This is a genomic window from Inediibacterium massiliense, from assembly GCF_001282725.1.
GTDB classification, from domain to species: Bacteria; Bacillota; Clostridia; order Peptostreptococcales; family Thermotaleaceae; genus Anaerophilus; species Anaerophilus massiliensis.
Window position 1 is genome coordinate 815,667 of the sequence record NZ_LN876586.1, and the last position, 18,999, is coordinate 834,665.

The 18,999-nt window shown below is 29.8% G+C and carries 20 protein-coding genes and 1 riboswitch; of the genes, 11 read left to right on the forward strand and 9 right to left on the reverse strand.

Translation table 11 applies throughout. The features are described 5' to 3' along the window. Positions 1–85: 85 nt before the first annotated feature. The 3 genes from BN2409_RS17150 to BN2409_RS07615 all read left to right on the forward strand — a co-directional run bounded on the left by BN2409_RS17150 (position 86) and on the right by BN2409_RS07615 (position 1,464). Positions 86–256 (forward strand): hypothetical protein, encoded by a 171-nt coding sequence (locus BN2409_RS17150; protein ID WP_199872946.1) that lies wholly within the window; start codon positions 86–88, stop codon positions 254–256. Positions 257–364: 108 nt separating this feature from the next. Continuing rightward, positions 365–1,135: a hypothetical protein gene (locus BN2409_RS07610; RefSeq protein WP_207642559.1), complete on the forward strand. Its 771-nt coding sequence runs from the start codon at positions 365–367 to the stop codon at positions 1,133–1,135. Then, complete coding sequence (locus BN2409_RS07615; RefSeq protein ID WP_053956032.1) at positions 1,084–1,464, forward strand: leucine-rich repeat domain-containing protein; 381 nt, start codon at positions 1,084–1,086, stop codon at positions 1,462–1,464. The genes BN2409_RS07610 and BN2409_RS07615 overlap by 52 nt, the downstream gene beginning before the upstream one ends. A 182-nt stretch (positions 1,465–1,646) precedes the next feature. On the opposite strand, the gene BN2409_RS07620 is transcribed toward BN2409_RS07615, so the two are convergent. From BN2409_RS07620 to BN2409_RS07650, 8 genes are all read right to left on the reverse strand, one after another. After that, on the reverse strand, positions 1,647–2,198 hold the full coding sequence (locus BN2409_RS07620) for a hypothetical protein (protein ID WP_053956033.1): 552 nt from the start codon (positions 2,196–2,198) through the stop codon (positions 1,647–1,649). A gap of 348 nt (positions 2,199–2,546) precedes the next feature. Further along, positions 2,547–2,936, reverse strand: a complete 390-nt coding sequence (locus BN2409_RS07625; RefSeq protein WP_053956034.1) for a hypothetical protein — start codon at positions 2,934–2,936, stop codon at positions 2,547–2,549. 3 nt (positions 2,937–2,939) lie between these two features. After that, entirely contained in the window at positions 2,940–4,172 is a 1,233-nt protein-coding gene (locus BN2409_RS07630; protein WP_053956035.1) for a recombinase family protein, read from the reverse strand. Then, positions 4,132–4,575, reverse strand: a complete 444-nt coding sequence (locus BN2409_RS07635; RefSeq protein WP_053956036.1) for a hypothetical protein — start codon at positions 4,573–4,575, stop codon at positions 4,132–4,134. The genes BN2409_RS07630 and BN2409_RS07635 overlap by 41 nt, the downstream gene beginning before the upstream one ends. A 124-nt stretch (positions 4,576–4,699) precedes the next feature. Next, positions 4,700–5,677: a recombinase family protein gene (locus BN2409_RS07640; RefSeq protein ID WP_053956037.1), complete on the reverse strand. Its 978-nt coding sequence runs from the start codon at positions 5,675–5,677 to the stop codon at positions 4,700–4,702. Beyond that, positions 5,640–5,804, reverse strand: coding sequence for a hypothetical protein (locus BN2409_RS17155; RefSeq protein ID WP_199872947.1), 165 nt, complete (start codon positions 5,802–5,804; stop codon positions 5,640–5,642). The genes BN2409_RS07640 and BN2409_RS17155 overlap by 38 nt, the downstream gene beginning before the upstream one ends. 156 nt (positions 5,805–5,960) lie before the next feature. Then, positions 5,961–6,710 (reverse strand): RecB family exonuclease, encoded by a 750-nt coding sequence (locus tag BN2409_RS07645; RefSeq protein WP_053956038.1) that lies wholly within the window; start codon positions 6,708–6,710, stop codon positions 5,961–5,963. A gap of 130 nt (positions 6,711–6,840) precedes the next feature. After that, positions 6,841–7,269 (reverse strand): helix-turn-helix domain-containing protein, encoded by a 429-nt coding sequence (locus BN2409_RS07650; RefSeq protein ID WP_053956039.1) that lies wholly within the window; start codon positions 7,267–7,269, stop codon positions 6,841–6,843. 271 nt (positions 7,270–7,540) lie between these two features. Next, positions 7,541–7,688: riboswitch (cobalamin riboswitch) on the forward strand. Between the two features lie 564 nt (positions 7,689–8,252). On the opposite strand from BN2409_RS07650, the gene BN2409_RS17160 reads away from it, so the two are divergent. The 8 genes from BN2409_RS17160 (at position 8,253) to BN2409_RS07675 (ending at position 18,474) form a co-directional block, all read left to right on the forward strand. Then, complete coding sequence (locus BN2409_RS17160; protein ID WP_199872948.1) at positions 8,253–8,408, forward strand: hypothetical protein; 156 nt, start codon at positions 8,253–8,255, stop codon at positions 8,406–8,408. Positions 8,409–8,636: 228 nt separating this feature from the next. After that, a complete protein-coding gene (locus BN2409_RS17820; protein WP_422723680.1) occupies positions 8,637–8,801 on the forward strand; it encodes a reverse transcriptase domain-containing protein in 165 nt (54 codons plus the stop codon). A gap of 74 nt (positions 8,802–8,875) precedes the next feature. Further along, the gene (locus tag BN2409_RS17825) at positions 8,876–9,040 is read left to right on the forward strand and encodes a reverse transcriptase domain-containing protein (protein WP_422723681.1); all 165 of its coding nucleotides are present in this window, start codon (positions 8,876–8,878) and stop codon (positions 9,038–9,040) included. A 162-nt stretch (positions 9,041–9,202) separates the two neighbouring features. Then, entirely contained in the window at positions 9,203–9,433 is a 231-nt protein-coding gene (locus BN2409_RS17165; protein WP_278320209.1) for a group II intron maturase-specific domain-containing protein, read from the forward strand. Between the two features lie 384 nt (positions 9,434–9,817). Then, positions 9,818–11,263, forward strand: coding sequence for a cobaltochelatase subunit CobN (locus tag BN2409_RS07660; protein WP_053956040.1), 1,446 nt, complete (start codon positions 9,818–9,820; stop codon positions 11,261–11,263). Between the two features lie 171 nt (positions 11,264–11,434). Continuing rightward, complete coding sequence (locus BN2409_RS07665; protein ID WP_242847931.1) at positions 11,435–11,878, forward strand: copper amine oxidase N-terminal domain-containing protein; 444 nt, start codon at positions 11,435–11,437, stop codon at positions 11,876–11,878. Positions 11,879–11,964: 86 nt separating this feature from the next. Beyond that, positions 11,965–17,973: a DNRLRE domain-containing protein gene (locus BN2409_RS07670; protein WP_207642560.1), complete on the forward strand. Its 6,009-nt coding sequence runs from the start codon at positions 11,965–11,967 to the stop codon at positions 17,971–17,973. An 18-nt stretch (positions 17,974–17,991) separates the two neighbouring features. Next, the gene (locus BN2409_RS07675) at positions 17,992–18,474 is read left to right on the forward strand and encodes a hypothetical protein (protein ID WP_053956043.1); all 483 of its coding nucleotides are present in this window, start codon (positions 17,992–17,994) and stop codon (positions 18,472–18,474) included. 299 nt (positions 18,475–18,773) lie between these two features. On the opposite strand, the gene BN2409_RS16810 is transcribed toward BN2409_RS07675, so the two are convergent. Further along, positions 18,774–18,989: an ATP-binding protein gene (locus tag BN2409_RS16810; protein WP_330375412.1), complete on the reverse strand. Its 216-nt coding sequence runs from the start codon at positions 18,987–18,989 to the stop codon at positions 18,774–18,776. Between the last annotated feature and the right edge of the window lie 10 nt (positions 18,990–18,999).

Below are 18,999 nucleotides of genomic sequence, written 5' to 3' on the forward strand. Positions count from 1 at the left end.
AATGAAGTGGACAATATTACACAATTTGGAATAGTACAACCCTATTTTCTAATATCTATTAGGTAAAGAAGGGGGATGTACAAATATGCCGCAACAAAAAATCAAAGTAATCGTCAACATTCCCGATAAAAGTGTTTTAGAGAAACGAATGGCAAGAGCTTTAGCGAAGGTGGTTATTGGGAGGGTGAATAAGCTTGATATAGATGAGAGGAAGATTGTGTATGATGAGATTTTGAGAAGGTTAAAAAATACATAACATTGATGCCAATTTGCTATATGGAAGAATTAAATTGAAAGGCAACATGGAATATAGTAAAATAATGGTAATATATAAAAGTAGTATATTTATAAATAAGATATACTCATGAATAAAATTTATAAAAAATACTTTCAAAGTGTGGAAAATATGGAGACAAAAAAATGGTACAAAAAAGATAGCTTTTGGGCAGTGAGTTTTATAATAGGTTTCATGTGGGTACATTTATTTATAAAAGATATGTCTTTTGATGGACAATTTCCATCCGTATGGATAGGATTATTAATAGGAAGTTTAATAAGAAATAAAACAAGAGATACAAAAGAAAAAGAAGGAATTATTATTTCCCTCATAATGATTAGTAATTATATTCTTTTTAGATGTGGGGTGTATATACCCAATTATATTCTCTTTTTTAGTGGATTTTCATGGATTATTATTAAGGCTTTCAATAAAGAAGATGTAACGTATAAGCTACAAAAAAAGATTTTAATTATCATATTACTGATTGGATTTTTTTCTGTAGATTATTATATGTATGCAAATAATATTATCGAAGATCAAAGTTTTTATAGGTATGTAAAAAAGGAATATAATATTAAGGGAAAAGTGAAAAAAGAGGATTTAAAGGGAATAGAAGAATTATTTTTAGGTGATGATGATCGTATAAATAATCTAGATGGGATTGAAAATTTTAAAGATGTTGAGTATATATACATATCTGATGGCTTCATCATTCATGATTTTAGACCTATTGGAAAGTTGAGTAATTTAAAACATCTATTGGTTTGGTATACAAATGTAGATAAACTTGAGAAAATCGAAAAATGGAGTTACCTGAATGGCTTGAGATTGTATATCCTAAAGGTAGTAAAATAGATAGTCTAGATAATTTTCTAAATTTAAAGAGGTTTGAGGTACAAGGTATGGATTTTGATGATTTAACAGGATTAGAAGGACCAACTAATTTAGAAAGATTAGACATTGGAGATGGACAAGTAATAAGCTTTGATGGCATCGAAAAGTTCCCACAGTTAAAGGAATTAGATTTCTATAAATTGCGGGTTACGGATATTAGTAAAGTATTTGAATTAGAACATTTAGAAAAAATCAGTATTCAGAGCGGTTATATTCCTAGTATGGAGGAATTTGAAGAGCAAGCTAAGAAAAAAGGGATTGAAGTTGAAAAAATTAAAATTAGTGTATAGAGTATGTATACAAATTAATTACTGTAAGTGGTGTATATAAAGGACTTTCTATTAAAAGGAAAGTCCTTTTGTACTTAGAGGAGAAAACGGTGGAGAAATGATTGAATAAGAAGATTATATAACTGCAAAAAGAGTAGGTTTCTGTAATAGTTTATCCGGAAGCTATTCTAAAAGCATAATACCTATTCATCCCCATAAAGAGCAATTAATAAAGCAGTATTAATAGCCAAAGACTGATTATGTGTGATATTCCTTGATTTAGCCATCTTTTCAATAATTCTTTTCTTAAGCTTAGAATTAATATTTACAGATTCCCTTTCTTTATTGGATGCAAAGATTTCTATGAAAGCTTCACTGAAATCTGTTTTAGCTTGAGGAGAATTTTTTTCTATGTAATTTTCTATTTGAGTTAATCTGGTATTAATACAATGAAGGTTTTTATCTATTGTTTGTAAATAATTCAATATTTGAGATGAATTATTAGAATCTGTAGAAGTATTTTGCGAAGTGTCGTTATTTTCTTTTTTATTATCTTTCAATTCAATTGAATGATGATTTTTGAATAAACGTACTTGGCCAGGAAGTTGGTTATCTTGATACTCATACTTTTTTAAAGAAGCAATCCAATGTTGCTTATAATGTTGGATCGCTTTATTTTTTACGGTAGTATAAGTTAATCTCTTGTTAAAAAGGTGGGTTGCAATATAGTTTGGGCTTCTATTTTCGTTAATCATCTTTTTTAATTCAGCAAGTTCATCGTTTGTTAATTCTTTATAATTACCAATATAACAGCACGTCCTTTATAATGATTTATTCCTTGGTATAAAGTATTTGGGATAGTACTGTTTTATGCATATCAAAATAATTGACATATGAATAATTGTAAAAGTCTAATTTTGAAGTTTTAAATTTGAAAACTTTAATTTTAAAAGTTAGCCAATTCCAATACTTTGAAGATTGATTAATAATATTTGAATAAAATCCGATACATAAAATATACAATAATAAAATTTTTAAATTTTAGTGAGGCAATATGTCTGTAACAGTATACTAAACCAGACTAAAAACACCACATGTACAATCTATAAAATGTTAATATTTGTCGTCATGTAGATGGTTAATTTGAGACCATCATTTATTTTGTTAACAACCACCTTGTCTATTAGCATATCTATGATCATTCTTTTTCGTTCATTGGATAAATGTTTAAAATCCTGTTTGAATAACTTCTTTAAGGCATTTACTAGATCTGATTCCGTTTTAAATGAATTAGCTGTGATAGTATTTAATTCATCCTTATAAGATTTTAGGATATTCAGTTCCCTTTGCAGAATAGGTCTTTGAATCTTTAAGGCTTCAAGAATGGTTTCGTTGTCTTCACATTGGATTAAATCATCTAATTTTGAAATATGTTGCGATTTCTTTGTAAGTTCTTCATCGATTCTTTTGATCTTATCTTCATTTTCCTTCAAAATCTAATCTCTTGTTTTGGAATAATAATACCACATGATATTTGTTTTTTCAGGAGTCAGATTCACTAAAAATTCATCTATAAACTTTTCTTCAATGATACTTTTTTTAAGAACCATTTTTTCATCCTGTTTAAGTTTTTTTGTACAATCGCAGCGATAGACTCCTTCTCGAGGATTACCATTTCTATTAAATCCATAGTTTTTAGCTTTCAAAATAGCTCCACAGTTGCCACATGCAAGCTTATCTCTTAATAAAAATGAGGTACTATAATATTTTGAATCCTTCATACTTACTTTCTTATGCCGTATATTTTTTGATTGTTCCCATTGATCAGTTGTAATAAATGCAGAACATTGTTCATCTGGGGAATATACCATAGATGCATTGTTTACATCATAACTTCTACGACTACGCCTACGCCTTCCCCATGCAATCTTTCCTGTATAAGTTTCGTTGGTAATAATGCTTTCAATTTTACTTTTGTTCCAATGATTTGTGTTGTCCTGTTCATTTAAAAACTTTGATATTTTTCTGTAGCTGTAACCATATTGATTGTGCAATCTAAAAATCTCTTCTATATACTTTTGCTCGTTTAATAAGGCAACCAAAATCCGTTTCTTTTTATGAGCATTTGGATTAATACATTCTGTAATATAGCCATAAGGGGGATACCCAGCAGGCCAATAGCCGTCTCGAACCTTTTGAGATAGACCATCTCTGGCTCTATCGGATATAAGATTGGCTTCAAGTTCAGCGATACTACCAAATACCAATTCTATAAACTTTTGAAGTCCCTTGTTTTCAATGTTCATAGATTCACTAGGGTTTGCAAAGTGAAGTTCTATGCCTTTTTTTTGTAGGAAAAGCTTGATACCCACATAAACTTCTAGATTTCTTGCAAGGCGGTGACGGGTACTGACAATAAGGTGTTTGAATTTTGATTGGTTGACTGAAGTGATGATCTTTAGTAGTTTTGGTCTATTCTTTAGAGCAGTATAAAGATTATTTTCATAGTCTATATCATCAAACTTTACTTTAGAGGCAGATTCGTATTCTTCAACAAATTGAATGATTTTATACTTGTGTTTTTGGGCATATTTTGTAGCATATACCTTTTGTGAATCAATGGAATGCCCATCTTTCTTTTGATCTTCTGTAGAAACTCTCAAATATACAATGGCTTTTTCTTTAGGATCATTCTCTATAGGTAATTGTGATACTGAAACTTTGTCCATTTAATTTTTTTAGCACCACCTTTTTAATAAATTTAGATAGCATATGGTGATAAGCTTGCCAGTTTTCCTTGAAGAATTGGATATCCGATGGGGTAAAAGTGATTAATTGCTTCTTAAAAGCATCTAGGTTATTTAAAATATTTAGCAGTTTTAGCTTTTCTTCACCTGCTTCATTAATTTTTTCTTGTGTTGATTGAATAGTACTTTGTAAGGATGCTATTTCTTCTTTTAGTGCTGCATCATTAGTAATAATGTATTCGTCTAATTTACTTCTCATGTTTTTTCTTGATCTAGCTAGTTCTTGTTTTGCTTCAGTAAGTTTTTCGTTACTTTCAGTAATCTTGGGTTGAAGAATGCTTTGAAAGTACTGAGCATTGATTTCGTGAATAATCTGTTCAAACACCTTTCCTATGACCTCATTTATGTGCACTTTCATACATTGCGGTTTACAGGTATAATAGTCGTCTTTAAGTATGAGAGGTTTCTTGCAGGTATTACAATATAATAGCTTTTTAAATAGATAGTCTTTATCTAAAGGTGAAATAGAAATGAAGGAATACTTCTTTCCAGTCTTTCCAATCTATAATCTTTGTAAAGTTTTCACACTTCATAAACTTCTCTTCATCTAATAGATATTCTCCGTTAGATTTATCCCAGATAACACAATCATCTGTGGTATCATCTTCTTCGATAATTATTTTTCCTCCGTATAAGGGACATTGTATGATTCTTTTGAGGAAGGGTTTGGTGATTTTTTTAATAGGATTGTTGTTTGAATTTTCAATCAAGGCATCTAAGGTGTTACCATCTTTAATGATAGAGTTCTTATAGGTAGCAAATATCCTTTTAACTAATGCTGATTCATCTGAGTTAATTTCAAAGTCATGTTTTTTACCTTTCACCTTGTTATAAGCAAAGGGAGGATTGCCACATTGAAAAGTTCCTTTATATCTAAGATTTTGTCTGCCACCTTTGGTTCTTTGATAAATATACTCAGGTTCTAATGTGCTGATGGACATTAAAATATTCTCTAAGAAATTTGTGATATAAGAGCTGGTGTCGAAATTGAGATTGCCTTCTTTTGCATAGAATACTTTCACATTATGCTTCTTAAAAATTCTTCTTAAGTGCATGAAATCATCTACTCTTCTAGAAAGACGATCTCTACGAATGAGTACTAAGTTTTTGAACATGCGTGTTTCCATATCACTTAGAAGCTTTTTAAACTCTTTTCGATCATAGAAATGTTTCATTCTTGCTGATTCCTTGTCTTCGTAGACTTTGTAGAGAAGTAGGTTATTTTCTTCAATGAACTTTGTACAGGTTTCTTTCTGAGAATCTAAAGAAAAACTGTCATTTTTTCCCGATATCCTAGCATAAATAGCAGCGTAATGCTCAGGGGTAGGATCTAATAATGTTTTTTTATGCCCATCCTTACCTAAAGTATCTTTATTTCTTATGTAATCATCAATTTTTCTTATTACTTGTTGAGAATTGGTTGGCATACATATTCACCTCAGCTATATGATGATCCATGAAATAATCCACCATGAATTTGATAAAGTTTAATTTTGCATTTTCATTTTCACTATAGACAAGCTCTATAGTCCTTGAGATAGATTGTTTTTTCATTTTGACCTCCCTAAAATATATTCAAAGCTCATAGATTTCATGAAAAAAATGACTAAGTCCTAAAAAGTAGCATAGAAAAAATGTCGATGAGCAAAAAAGCAGTGAATTTCATTGATAAAGGGGTACTTTTTTTACTTTAGTTTTTAAGGTTAGTATTTATATTGAAAGAATGAGTACATTTAAAATGCTACACAGCTGATAGTACTGGCAGTTTGATTTGCAATATGGGGTACTGTTGTGATGAAAATCTTTCGTTTTAATAATGGATGTGCATAGGTTGTGTATATTCATGCTTAAGTTATTGATCAATTCTTTTGTAACTTCCCTGGTATATTTTTTATTGTGGGATAAAAAGTAGTAGCTTACCAAGTTGGGATAAACCCCTAGCTTTTCTTTGGATAAAAATAAGTAGATGGGAAGCTGGAGGTTGTCTAATGGATACATATTACTGCCTGTTTTATAGTCAATGATTTCAAGATTGTTGTCATGAGTAACATAGACTTTATCCAGGACACCATCAAGGATGTATTCTTTTAAATCTATGGAAAGCATCTCTTCAATAAGAAGGATTTCTTTTCCTTGGTCTTTTGGATCTTCGTAATATCTAGTGAGCATATCCAAATCTCTTAGTCCAAAGGCTCTTTCCTCTTCAATAGAACTGTAACCTTCTCGACCCCAATTTTTTCTCAGAAGGTCATGAAGGGTATCTATGTTTCTTTGGGATTGATCTCTTATTCTATTGAATTTGGCTAATGCTTTGTGAATGCTTTTGCCAAAAGATAAATACTTCATGGATTGATTTTTAGGAATGTTGATCTTGTCTAAGTATTGATACTGATATTTCTTGTTGCAATCTAGAAAAGCCCTGATGCTTGAACAACTAAGGTGTGGATTCTGCTTTTTCATCTATTTCCTTCCTTGGGATTAGAATGTGCAGAAGTGAAGAAAATATTCAAATATAAAAATATTTTTTATATATTTGAATAAACAAATAAAAAAAGATTCCCTCAAAGGAATGAGGGAAATCATTGTATAGTTAGCCTATTTTTTTGATTAAATGTAATTCATTGATCAAATGATTGGTGATGGATTCGATAGCATCTTTATTGGTTTTAAATTTATCGATGGTAGCTAAGTAGGTAATGGCTAGAGCATTTAGCCATTTGTTGATGTATGCTAGTTCAGGAGAAGATGGGTTAGTAGCAATATTTTTTATAGCATGATCTAATAGTATATTCTTTAAATCCATGCATTCAAATTGAAGCAGTTCTTCTAGATTTATATTGAGTTCATCCGCAATTTTGAAGAGTAATTCTAAGCGAAATATGTCATATGTACCATTTTCGATATTGCTTAAATGTCCTGCTGAAATATTTAAAATGCTTGCAAATTCAGCTGTTGTGAGATTTTTGTTTTTTCGATATTTTTTTATTCTTTGACCAAGTGCTTTATATACTTCAGACATAGTGGATACCCCCTTAGGTGAAGTATTGACAATATAGACAGATAAGTATACTTAGATTTGAGGTGGAGTTTTTATATTTAAATCTGATTTTATAAGATCATGGAGATTTTGTAAGGTATCTAATTTTGCTATAATATAAATATTTATTATAATTTATATAGTGGTTTTAAAACTTTTAAGTGGAAGTCTTTAAATGACATCTAGTTATATGAGAACTTAGAGTAATCTTGTGTTTTTTATTTTGATAGTGTATAATGTTAAAAATGAAATTTCATAAATATTACCAAATAGGCATCATTTCTGTGATAAACGGAATGATTTAATGGGGAATCCGATGAAAGTTCGGAACGGTCCCGCCACTGTGAATCAGTATTTTATTTGCTGAAAGTCAGAATACCACCTATTTGGAATCGCAAAGCTACCTACGATGCATAGGGAGGTGATGGAATTTGTACAAATATAGTATAAAATCTATTTTTGGCTACATCCTTATCGTGTGATAAAGGATGTTTTTTTGTGAGCCCAGCATAGGCATAGGTGATAACTTGGCGATGAAAGTCCGCTGTGGGGTTGGTAGAGTGAGAACCATTAGCCGAAGGCAATGTTGTCCACCGTGAGGTAGAATTTGAAGGAAGCCATAAGCAAATCAGTCTGAGGAATACGAATCACATATAAAGGTTGCTTGAGAGGGACGAGTTTGTGTAACAAAACAAAGTCCAACACTACACGAATCTCAAGCAGTAAATGTGGCAGATAGATGAAATGAAGGCTATCGTTCTTACCTGGGAAGGCTTTAAGGATATGCTATGGAGATGGATTTTGAGATAGTAACTCATACAGTGATGTATGAGTGAATCTTCAGAAGTTAGTAGAAGTTATATTACTTATCTAGTCATTAATAGATAAGTAAGGACTGAACGTTAAGGAGGATGAAGAGGTTTTGAAGGTTTCAAAGGATATACTATGACAGCAGAAAACTTCATATGAAGGCTTCAGTGCAAAGGAGAGGTTGTAAACCCGAAGGTATGTACGGAGTGCCTACTATATCTTTGGCATCTCCAAAGGAGATATTCAGTGCAGATTCAGATACTTCTTTAGATAAGGATACTTTCAAGGAAAAAATATGCTTATGGCTCTAAAAAGAGTAAAAAAGAACAAAGGGAACCGGAATAAAGGTAAATTAGCTACCACCTTTCCTTAAACAAAATTGGCCAGTTATTAAAGAAAATATCCCAAAGGGTGAATATAAACCAAGTACTGTAAGAAAAGTTGAAGTACCCAAGACAGATGAAGGAATAAGATTATTTGGAATACCTACCGTATTAGATAGATTAATTCAACAAGCTATGGCATAAATCTTAACAGAAATATTTTTTGATAATAGCTACGGTGTTAGACTAGGAAGTAAAGCTCACGATGTTGTGCTAAATGTTAAAGAGCATATGAGTCAAAAATATAAATATGTAGTGGACATGGATTTAGAAAAATTCTTTGATAGAGTAAACCACGACATATTGATGGACAGGGTATAAGAAAGAATGAGGGATAAAAGAAATCTTTAAACTCATACGGTCGTTATCTGTAATCAGAAATTAGGTTAAATGGAATAACTGTAAGAAGTAAAGAAGGAACTCCTCAAGGAGAACTATTAAGTTCACTGCTAGTAAATATTCTATTAGATGATTTAGAGAAAGAACTGGAAAAAAGAGGACATAAACTTTGTAGATATTGTGATGACTGCAATATATACAAAAAATCCAAAAGGGTATAACAAAGAGTGATGAAAAGTGTAACGACATTGCTAGAAAAGAAAATAAAACCAAAAGTTAATGAATAAAAGAGTTTAGGGGATAGACTTACAAGAAGAAAATTTTTAAGTGTTACTTTCTATACTGCAAAGGGAGGATATAACATAAGAACACATCCCAAAGCCATTAAGAGATTCAAGGATAAGGTTAGAAAAATAACTTCAAGAAACTATAGCATAAGCATGAAAGAAAAAATTAGAAGACTTAACCAAGTGATAATAGGATGGGTAAATTACTTGTCACTTGCAAAAGCTATCATGAAAAGCCTTGAGGGATGGATTAGAAAAAGGTTAAGAATGTGTATATGGAGACAATGGAAAAATCAAAAGCTAAGGTTAAAAATTGCATATCTCTAGGAATAAATAGGCATAAAGCTTATGAATGGGGTAATATAAGAAAAGACTACTGACGAATAGCCAACAGCCCAATCTTATCCAGAAGTCTAACTAATGAATATTTTAAATCAATCTTTTATCAGAACCTATCGGCTAGATATTAGAAAATGGAAGTAATTTAATGAAACGTCAAGTACCGAACGGTTTGCTTGGTGGTGTGAGAAGTTGGGAAAATTATTTTATTTTACCTCTTACTCGATTGTATAGTGTATATTTGAACTTTTACGGTTATGTAACTTATATTAAAAGGGAGTTACTAAATAATAGATACAAGTAAAGAGATGCATACTTTATTTTATAAGGAATTCATAATAATTTAAATATCATGAAAAGAGGGAAGTTTTTATGTATAGTTTTAAAATAATTCATAAAAGGTTGATAGCTATTGTAATTTTTTTTAGCATAATAATCATTCAAGCTATAAATATCCCAAATGTAAATGGACAGAGTCTAGACAAAATAAAAGTTGTTTTATTGCTTGGGAGTGATAGTCATATTCCATTAGCAGTTGAAGCTTATAAAGAAATTCAGGATAAATATCCTTTAGAAATAAAAATATTTAGTAGTAATTGTTTAAATGATTTAAAGATTGTTGAAGAGTTACAAAGTGATATAAAAAAATCAAATGTATTATTGTTAGAAAAAATTGGACAAGATGAGATAAATTCAATAGGAACAATTATTTCAAAAACTCCTAAATCATGTTATATATACGGTACAAGAAGTGATGATTTTTCAAAACAATATTCAAATATTGATTATAGTAAAGATAACGAAATTAAAGTTTACTTTGAAAATGATAGCGTAGAAAATATGCGTTCTCTTCTACTATATTTAGGTATTCTAGCAGGAATGCAAGTAGATGAAGATATAGAAGTAAAAATAAAACCAAATAAGTTTTTTTATCATCCTGATGCAATGAAACTTTGTTTTGATATAGATAAACTAAGCAATAGCGTAAATGAGGCATTAGATAAAGCATCTGGGGAAGTAAATCTTGGATTAATAACTAATACAGTACATCATGCAGTCTATGAAACAGTCTATAATAATGTTTATAATGACAATGTGATACCTTTAGCACAAGAAATAATAAAAATAAATGTGGTTTCTTCAGAATTAGATGAAAAAGACTGGGAAAATGTATTTTATTCTATAATAGAATCACAAGATTTAGTTAATTCTGTTACAGATGCAGTTTATAAATCAATAGAAAATAAAAATGGTCCTAAAATGTCTATTGTAATAGATGCTGCCTATCATGCATTTTATGAAACAAAAGATAAAGATATTAAAGGACAAGATTTGTTTAATATTATCAATGATATTTTAAAAAGTTTTAATCAATCTAATGATTTCAATGATTGTAATGATTTATGTGAACAAATAAAAGAAATTATAAAAACAAAGCATATTTCTCTAGGAGCATTTAGAAATTTAAAAGACTATAAAATATGGTACAAAGTGAGTAATCATTATAAAAAAGATGCTCCATGGATAGGAATTACTGCATATGATAGTGTGGTTAAAAATAATGATATGGAGATGTATATATCTTTGTTAAATGAATTAGAAAATAATAATGCTAATGTTATTTTTATAATTACTGATGGAAATGTCAAGGGGCTACAAAAAGATTTGTTTATGGAAAATGGTAAGAGTGTTGTTGATATATATATTCCAACATTGGGATTTAACCATATTTGTAATAAACGAGGTTTTAATATGTTTATGAAAAGTATAACAAGGAAATATAATCTTTCACAAAATAATGAAAAGGTATTAAAATAACGGTATTTATATAAGTTTTTTTATATTTTATATACTATGAACGGGGATTATATTAAATGATTTTTTAATATTAGCAAAAATTATTTGAAATAATTTACCAAATATAGCTTTAGCAAAATTATAGTACTAAAAATCGAATATTAAAAACTTACAAGGAGGATACTATTGGCCATGAAAAAAATAATATTTGTAACAACATTTATCTTTATGTTGTTATTTTCATCCATAGCATTAGCAAATGAGTCTAATGAATTAATTGTTGAAATCAATGACCAAGAAATTGCATTTAATAGTGAACCTTTTATTGAAAATGGGATTGCTTTTGTTGAATTTAGGCCTCTTTTTGAAAAAGCAAAGTATCAAGTTAGTTGGGATGATTTTTCAAAATCTATTCAAGCTACTAAAGGAAATAGACAAATTATATTAATGACTAATAATAAAATATCAAGTATTAATGGTAAAACAATTTCATTAAGGGTAGCACCTAGAATTGTGGATAATCATTTGTTTTTTCCTATAAGAGATGTTTGTGAAAGTAATGGTGCAAAAGTTAAATTCATAGATGAGAATGGAATTAAAAAGATAACAGTACATTGTGCTAGCTGTTCTGAATAAAATATGAAGGGAAGATTTGTATGCTTTTTTCTAATAGGAAAAGAAATTTCTATAAAAATGCTGTATCGATTCTTTTGATTATCTCCATGGTATTTGTAAATTTATTTTTGCCAATTTCTAATAGTTTTGCAGACGTAAAAACTGAAGAAAAACAGTTATCTGAAAAAAAAATAAAAGAAGAAATAATTTCTCAAAGAACTAAAAATTCTAAAACTTTTTTTGATGAGAATAGTAAAACCTTTATGTGTGAAGTATATAATGAGCCAATTCATTATTTGAGTGAAGATAAAAGTTTAAAGGAAATAGATAATGAACTAATAGAAACAAATAAAAAAGGATTTAAGTATGAAAATAAAGCAAATGAGTTTAAGATATATTTTTGTGAGTTATCAGGCGAAAAAGATTTTATTTGGTTCCAAGCAGGGAAAAACGGTATTAGTATTAATCCAATTAGCATGAGATATGTAGGAAAAGAGTTTAAAAAGAATAAAGAAGATAGAAAAAAAAATAAACAATTAGTACGATCTAATAAAAAAAATGCGAAAGATAAAAAACCTGAGATAGTAAAAAAAGTTGTAGCTAAAAAAAATAAAAAAACAGAGGAAGTCAAAAAAGCTATAGATAAAAAAGCAGAGGAAAATAACAAATTAACATATCAAGGAATCTTTAAGGATGTAGATTTTTCTTATACAGTAAAAGGTGATATGCTAAAAGAAGATATTATTATGCATAGGTATAATGATAAAAACACATTTTCATTCGAGGTTAATTTAGACAATTTATATATGGAGAAAAGTAAAAACGGAAAAAGTATTTTGATAAAAGAAAAAGAAACAAATAAATTGATTACAGTTTATCGAGCTCCATACATGAAAGATTCTAAAGGGGTTAAATCTAAAAATATTTTATTAGAATTAAGAGAAGAAAATGATAAATATTATATTGACGTTATAATAGACGAAGAATGGTTAAAGAGTGAAAAAAGAGCGTATCCAGTAGTGATTGATCCAATACTATATCATACAAATTTTGGGCCGAAAGATACTTATGTAAGATCAGAGTGCCAACATTCTAATTTTTATGATGATTATAGTCTGGAAGTAGGATATAATCAATTGGCTTATGATTGGGAAGAAAGAATACAGGCGATGCAAGAATGGCCTTGGGATGCAGATGAATATTGTGAAGCATATATAAAATTCGATTTACCTAAATTACCTTCAGGAGCAATCGTTGTATATGCTAATTTTACTGCAAATACATATGAATATTATAGTTGGGATGGACATAAAAATCTAGGGAAAATTAATGTGCATAGAATAACTTCTCCTTGGAATCCTGACAAAGTTACGTGGGATACAAAACCAGCATATGGTCCAGTTGAAGCTTCTGCAAAGCTTATTGGTGGGGAATGGGGACTTTTTACACTTGAAGACGAATACACAGGGAAATTTTGGGGAGAGACTGATACCTATCGAAATGGTACTTATAGTGTTGATATAACACCACTGTGCGTAGATTGGTATAGTGGATTTCAACCTAATTACGGATTAGCTTTGACTGGCAATGATAAATTAGGAGTAGCATCATTTCGTTCGAGTGAGGTGTCAGATAGAAGTCAAAGACCGAGAATAACATTTTTTTATTGCTTAGATTCTTTAGGGGTAGATAGTGAATGGGGATTTACAAGTGAACTAACGAATGTATATAATGGAAACTTAGTGGAACAAGCAGTAGATATGTTTATTTCTGGGCGAGGAGAGCCAATCAATATCACGCGTACGTATAATAGCCGTTCAAAAAAAGAAGGGATTTTCGGAAAAAATTGGACATCTAATCTTGAGACTAGCTTAGAATATTCAGATGGTGCTATTAACTTATATGATGCTGATGGGACAGAATATATCTTTTTACATTGGATAGATAACGTATATATTTCTAAAACTACTCCAGGAGCTGCTACAGGTGGTGGTGCTTCACGGGCTAGAATAGTTAAAGAAAGTAATGGAACATATACATTAAAGCAAAATGATGGTACAGTAATATCGTTAAATACTAATGGAAAAATAACTAGAATTACTGACAAAAATAATAATATTACAACATACAACTATAATACTAGTACAGGAAAATTACAAAGTATTAGTGATCCATCTGGGCGTACTATTACTTTTTCATATGGTGAAAACGGAAAAGTCAAGCAAGCTATGGACTTTTCAGGTAAAAAAGTACAATATAACTATGATAACAGTAACCGTTTAATTTCAGTTGTTGATCAGAATAATAAGACTATCACATATCAGTATGATAGCAATAATAATTTAACTAAAATTATCTATCCTAATGGCAATTTCATTACTTATGGATATGATAAATATGATAGGGTTATTACAGTAACAAGAAAAATTACAGTAAATGGGACGTTATCGACGTCTACTTCAGTTATAACCTATGATCCAGCAAACTATTGTACAACAATTACTGATGCTAATGGACATAAAGTATCTTATGAATATGACTATATGGGTAAACTTATAAAAGTTTCTGAAGATCCTGAAGGCTTAAATTATCGTAATTTGATAAACTATGATACACGTAAAAAGCGACTTACATCTGTTGCAGATGCAAATACGGTTGCGTCTGGTGGTAATACTTCTTATGTAATTAATTATGATGATTACGGAAGAATAAATTCAGCTACAAATTCACTTAATCAAAGTACTGATATAAATTATAGTGGGACAAATCATATTGTTACATTTGGTGAGAGTACTGCACAGACAGTATCTGATATGAAAGGCAATATTATTCAGACTATAGATTCATTTAAACAAGGAAATACTATGAAGTATGATCGATATGGTAATATAGTAGAGCAAACGGAAACGATATCAGCAGCCGATAATATAGTGACTAATTCAAGTTTTGAGAATAATCTTACTGATTGGAAACTTTCTATACAACCAGATTGTAATGCGAATAAAATTATTACTCAAGAAACTTCAAAATTTGGTAATAAATCATTAAGGATTTCCAATCCAAATGGTTGGATAGAATATGCTAATAATAGTGCAGTTACCTATGATCCCACAAAAACGTATACTTTTAGTGGATATATCAAAGCAAATAATCTTTCTACAAATGCAGCTTACTTAAAAGTAAAATGCTATAATAGTAGTGGTGTTTTTTTAGGATCAGTAGATAGTTATCATATAAAAGATGCAGATGATTGGACAAGAATAAATTTGGTTTTATCATCTGATAAAGTTCCAGCAGGAACAACTAAAATTATACCAGCTATAGCAATGAAAGCTACATCGGGTACAGCTTATTTTGATGGAATTCAATTAGAAGAAGGAGCTAACTTAAGTACATATAACTATTTAAGTAATAGCAGTTTTGAGAAAGATGTAAATAAAGATGGTATTCCTGATGATTGGGAAGCACATGCTCCATATGAATTGAATAATGGAGAAAATCAGGTTTTTCATGGAGAAGTTAGTGTCAGAGTAATGGGTGATAAATCATTTTCAGATATTTATCTTTCACAATATGTAGACTTATCAATTCCAGCAAATACGGATTTAACTTTATCTGGGTGGTCTGAAGCTTGGTTAGCTAGTCAGCAAGGTGGTTTTTATGGTATTAGAGCTATTGTTAAATATAAAGATAACACAACAAAATCATATGATTTTGAATTTAACAAAAACAATAGCCATTCATGGGAGCAATTAGTAGGAAATATTCATTTAGAAAAAGAAGCTACTGGTATAACAATACAATGCAAATTTGATAGCCAAAATGGTTTTGTAAGGTTTGATGGTATTCGTTTGCAAGAAGGGAAGAATACTACTCAGATCCAATATGATTCATTAGGAAACTATCCAATTTCAGTTACTAATGTATTAGGCGATACAATCAACATGAAATATACCAATAGTGGTAATTTAAGTAAAGTAATGGATAGTGTTGGAAAGTCTATGTACTTTGGTTATGATAATTTAGATCGTATTACTAGTGTTAATGGACCTTTAGAAAGTAATAGTCAATATACCTATGATGCTAATGGGAATATGCTTTCTGCTAAGGACCCTAATAATCATATTATAGCATATCGATATAATGAAGTAGATGCAATAGCAACAATAACTGATCCTTTAAATAAAAGTACTCGTTTTTCTTATGATTTAGCTGGTAATCTCACAAAAACTACTTATCCAACAGGAGGTACTATTGGTTTTGGATATAATGCAGTAGATCGCTTAGAAGAAATAAAATATAATGGAGATACTAAATATATCTATAAATATGATCCTAATGGTAATTGCACGGAGATAACTGATAAAGTTACAAATAAGACCACATCTTTTAATTATAATAAATTAGATGCATTAACTAAGTCGATTGATTCTAAAGGAAATCAAACAAATTATTCTTATAACAATGGAGGGGAAATTACAGCTTTAACTGGTCAGTTTGGTAGTTATAGGTATAATGCAAATTATAATTATGATGATTTAGGAAGGGTAAGAAAAGTTATTGGAAATGGCATATCAGCAGAATATGCTTATAACGAAAAAGGTTTACCTGTTTCTTTCAAACTAGGAAATGGTGGTTATTCTGTTAATAGTTATGATGAAGCTAATCGTTTGTCAAAGATAGTAAATTATACTGATAATGGTAAAATTCTTAGCAGTGATAGCTACAAATATGATTCTAGAGGTAATATAATTGCAATTACTACTTTAAAAGGAATTACAAATTTTGAGTATGATGATTTATGCCGTTTGATCAAGGAAATTATTCCTAATGGTACTATAATAGAATATAGTTATGATGCTGCTGGAAATCGTTTAACAAAAAAGGTAACTAAACGTAGCAATAGACAAACTATTTGTTATTCATATGATGCAGCTAATCAAATGACAGTAGTTGATGGTCAGCGATACACTTATGATAACAATGGAAATTTGCTTAGTGATGGTAGTCGTAGATTTGTCTATAATGTAGCTAATGATCTTATAGAAGTAAAAAACTCTACAGGAGAAACTTTAGCTTCCTTTACTTATGATGCATTAGGTCGCAGGAATAGTATGACTACGGGAAGAAATACAGTGTATTATCATTATAGTGGAAATGGGAATAAAGTTATTTGTGAGACTGATTCCAACAACAATATATTGGCTTCATATACTTATGATGGTTATGGTAACCTTATTAGTATGACTAGAAATGGAAATAAATACTATTATCATTACAATGGACATGGTGATGTAATAGCTCTGACAGATAGTAATAGTAATACTGTTGCTACTTATGAGTATGATTCTTTTGGTAAGGTAATAAAAAGCTCAGGAAATGTGATTAATCCATATCGTTATGCTGGTTATCGCTATGATGAAAATATTGGATTATATTATTTAAATGCTCGTTATTACAATCCAGAAACAGGAAGGTTTATAACTCGAGACACATTCAATGGATTTATTGATAATCCTCAGAGTTTAAACTTATATACCTACTGCTACAATAACCCAATAGTATATACTGATCCAAATGGACATTCTCCTTGCTACTGTCCAGACGATCCGCTACAGGATGGTTTAACGGAAGTCTATGATTTTTTAATAGGAGATGATATAAACACTCTTGTAGATCCTAATGCTCATATAGGGATGGGAGTTCTAGCGGCAGTAAGCATTGGCAGTAACTTCTTTGGTGGTGGAATTGCCAAAGGTGCAAAATTACTACTGAAGACAAAGAAGGGTGCAAAATTATTAAAGTGGATGGGAAAAAGTGATGATCTTTTTAAGATTAATTTACAACTTTTTGCGAGTAAAGGTAAGCATATTTTTCCTAAATCTAATAGGGAATTTAAAAGCATTTTAGGAATAGATAAAAAAGTATTCCATAAGGAAGTGAAGCCAGTGATACTTAAACAGATAAAAGGTGATTCTTCTTACGGAAAAATTTTCAATAAGATGGGAAAGAATCCTGATATAGGAATAAACGAATTAGGCAATATAGTTCTTAAAGATGTAAAAAATGGAAAACGAATAGAAACGGACTGGAGGTTTGAACATTTTTTACCCTAAGTATAGAAGGAGGTTATTATGTCATTTGATTTAAATATAGTTGTAGTGCAACAACACAAAGCTGTTAAAATTGATTCAATAATTGATATAATAAGCGAAGAAGAAGAAAAATTAAGATATAATAAAATTTGGGAGTATATGAGTCAAGCTTCTGGAGTTTGGTATTCTCTAGGGAAATTTGAAAATGGATTTTTTAGTGCTTTACCGATAATAGATACAGATTTTGACAAAGAGTGTAAAGAAAAAATATTTTGGATACAGGATAGAGACATACTAGAAAATCTTACACCAATTATTATTAAAGATATGTTTGGTGAAGAGTTTAAAAAAATTCTAAAAGAAATGATAGAAATGTCACCAAGTAAAACAATATTATTTATGGCAAGGTATCAAGGAGGAGACACAGAGATTATTCAAGGGGTAGTTCCATTAAATCATTTTCTTATTTCAATTGAGAAGAATGAGATTTTATTTAATGTATGCTACATTGTGAAGGGATAGCATTGTGTAATTAAAATCAAGAAAAGGTCAAACGTAAAACAAAGTTAAGCTGGTGCATGGGAAAGATTTGAAAAACTTGTAGTCTAAAACTATACACTATATACAGTACATTGATTGAAAAAACACTGTATATAGTGTTTTTAGAGCTAACAAAATTACTTTTTTAGAGGTTTGCATAGCATCAACTTAACTTGTGATTTTTTTGGTAAGGTAATAAAAAGCTCAGGAAATATGATTAATTCATATTATAAACGTCAAGTTAAGAATGTAAACTTTTGATCATTTAAGAATGTAGTTTTTTACTCATTGTCTTGTTTTAAATGATCTTTTAGTCTATAAGATTTTCCACTAATAGAAATGATGTGAGCATGATGTAATATTCGGTCTAAAATAGCGTTAGCTACTATTGCGTCATAGAAAACTTCATCCCAATTATTAAAGTTTATATTTGTTGTAAGGATGGTGCTTTTTTTCTCATATCTCAGATCTATGAGCTGAAAAATGTTTATGATAATCTAAAATTGG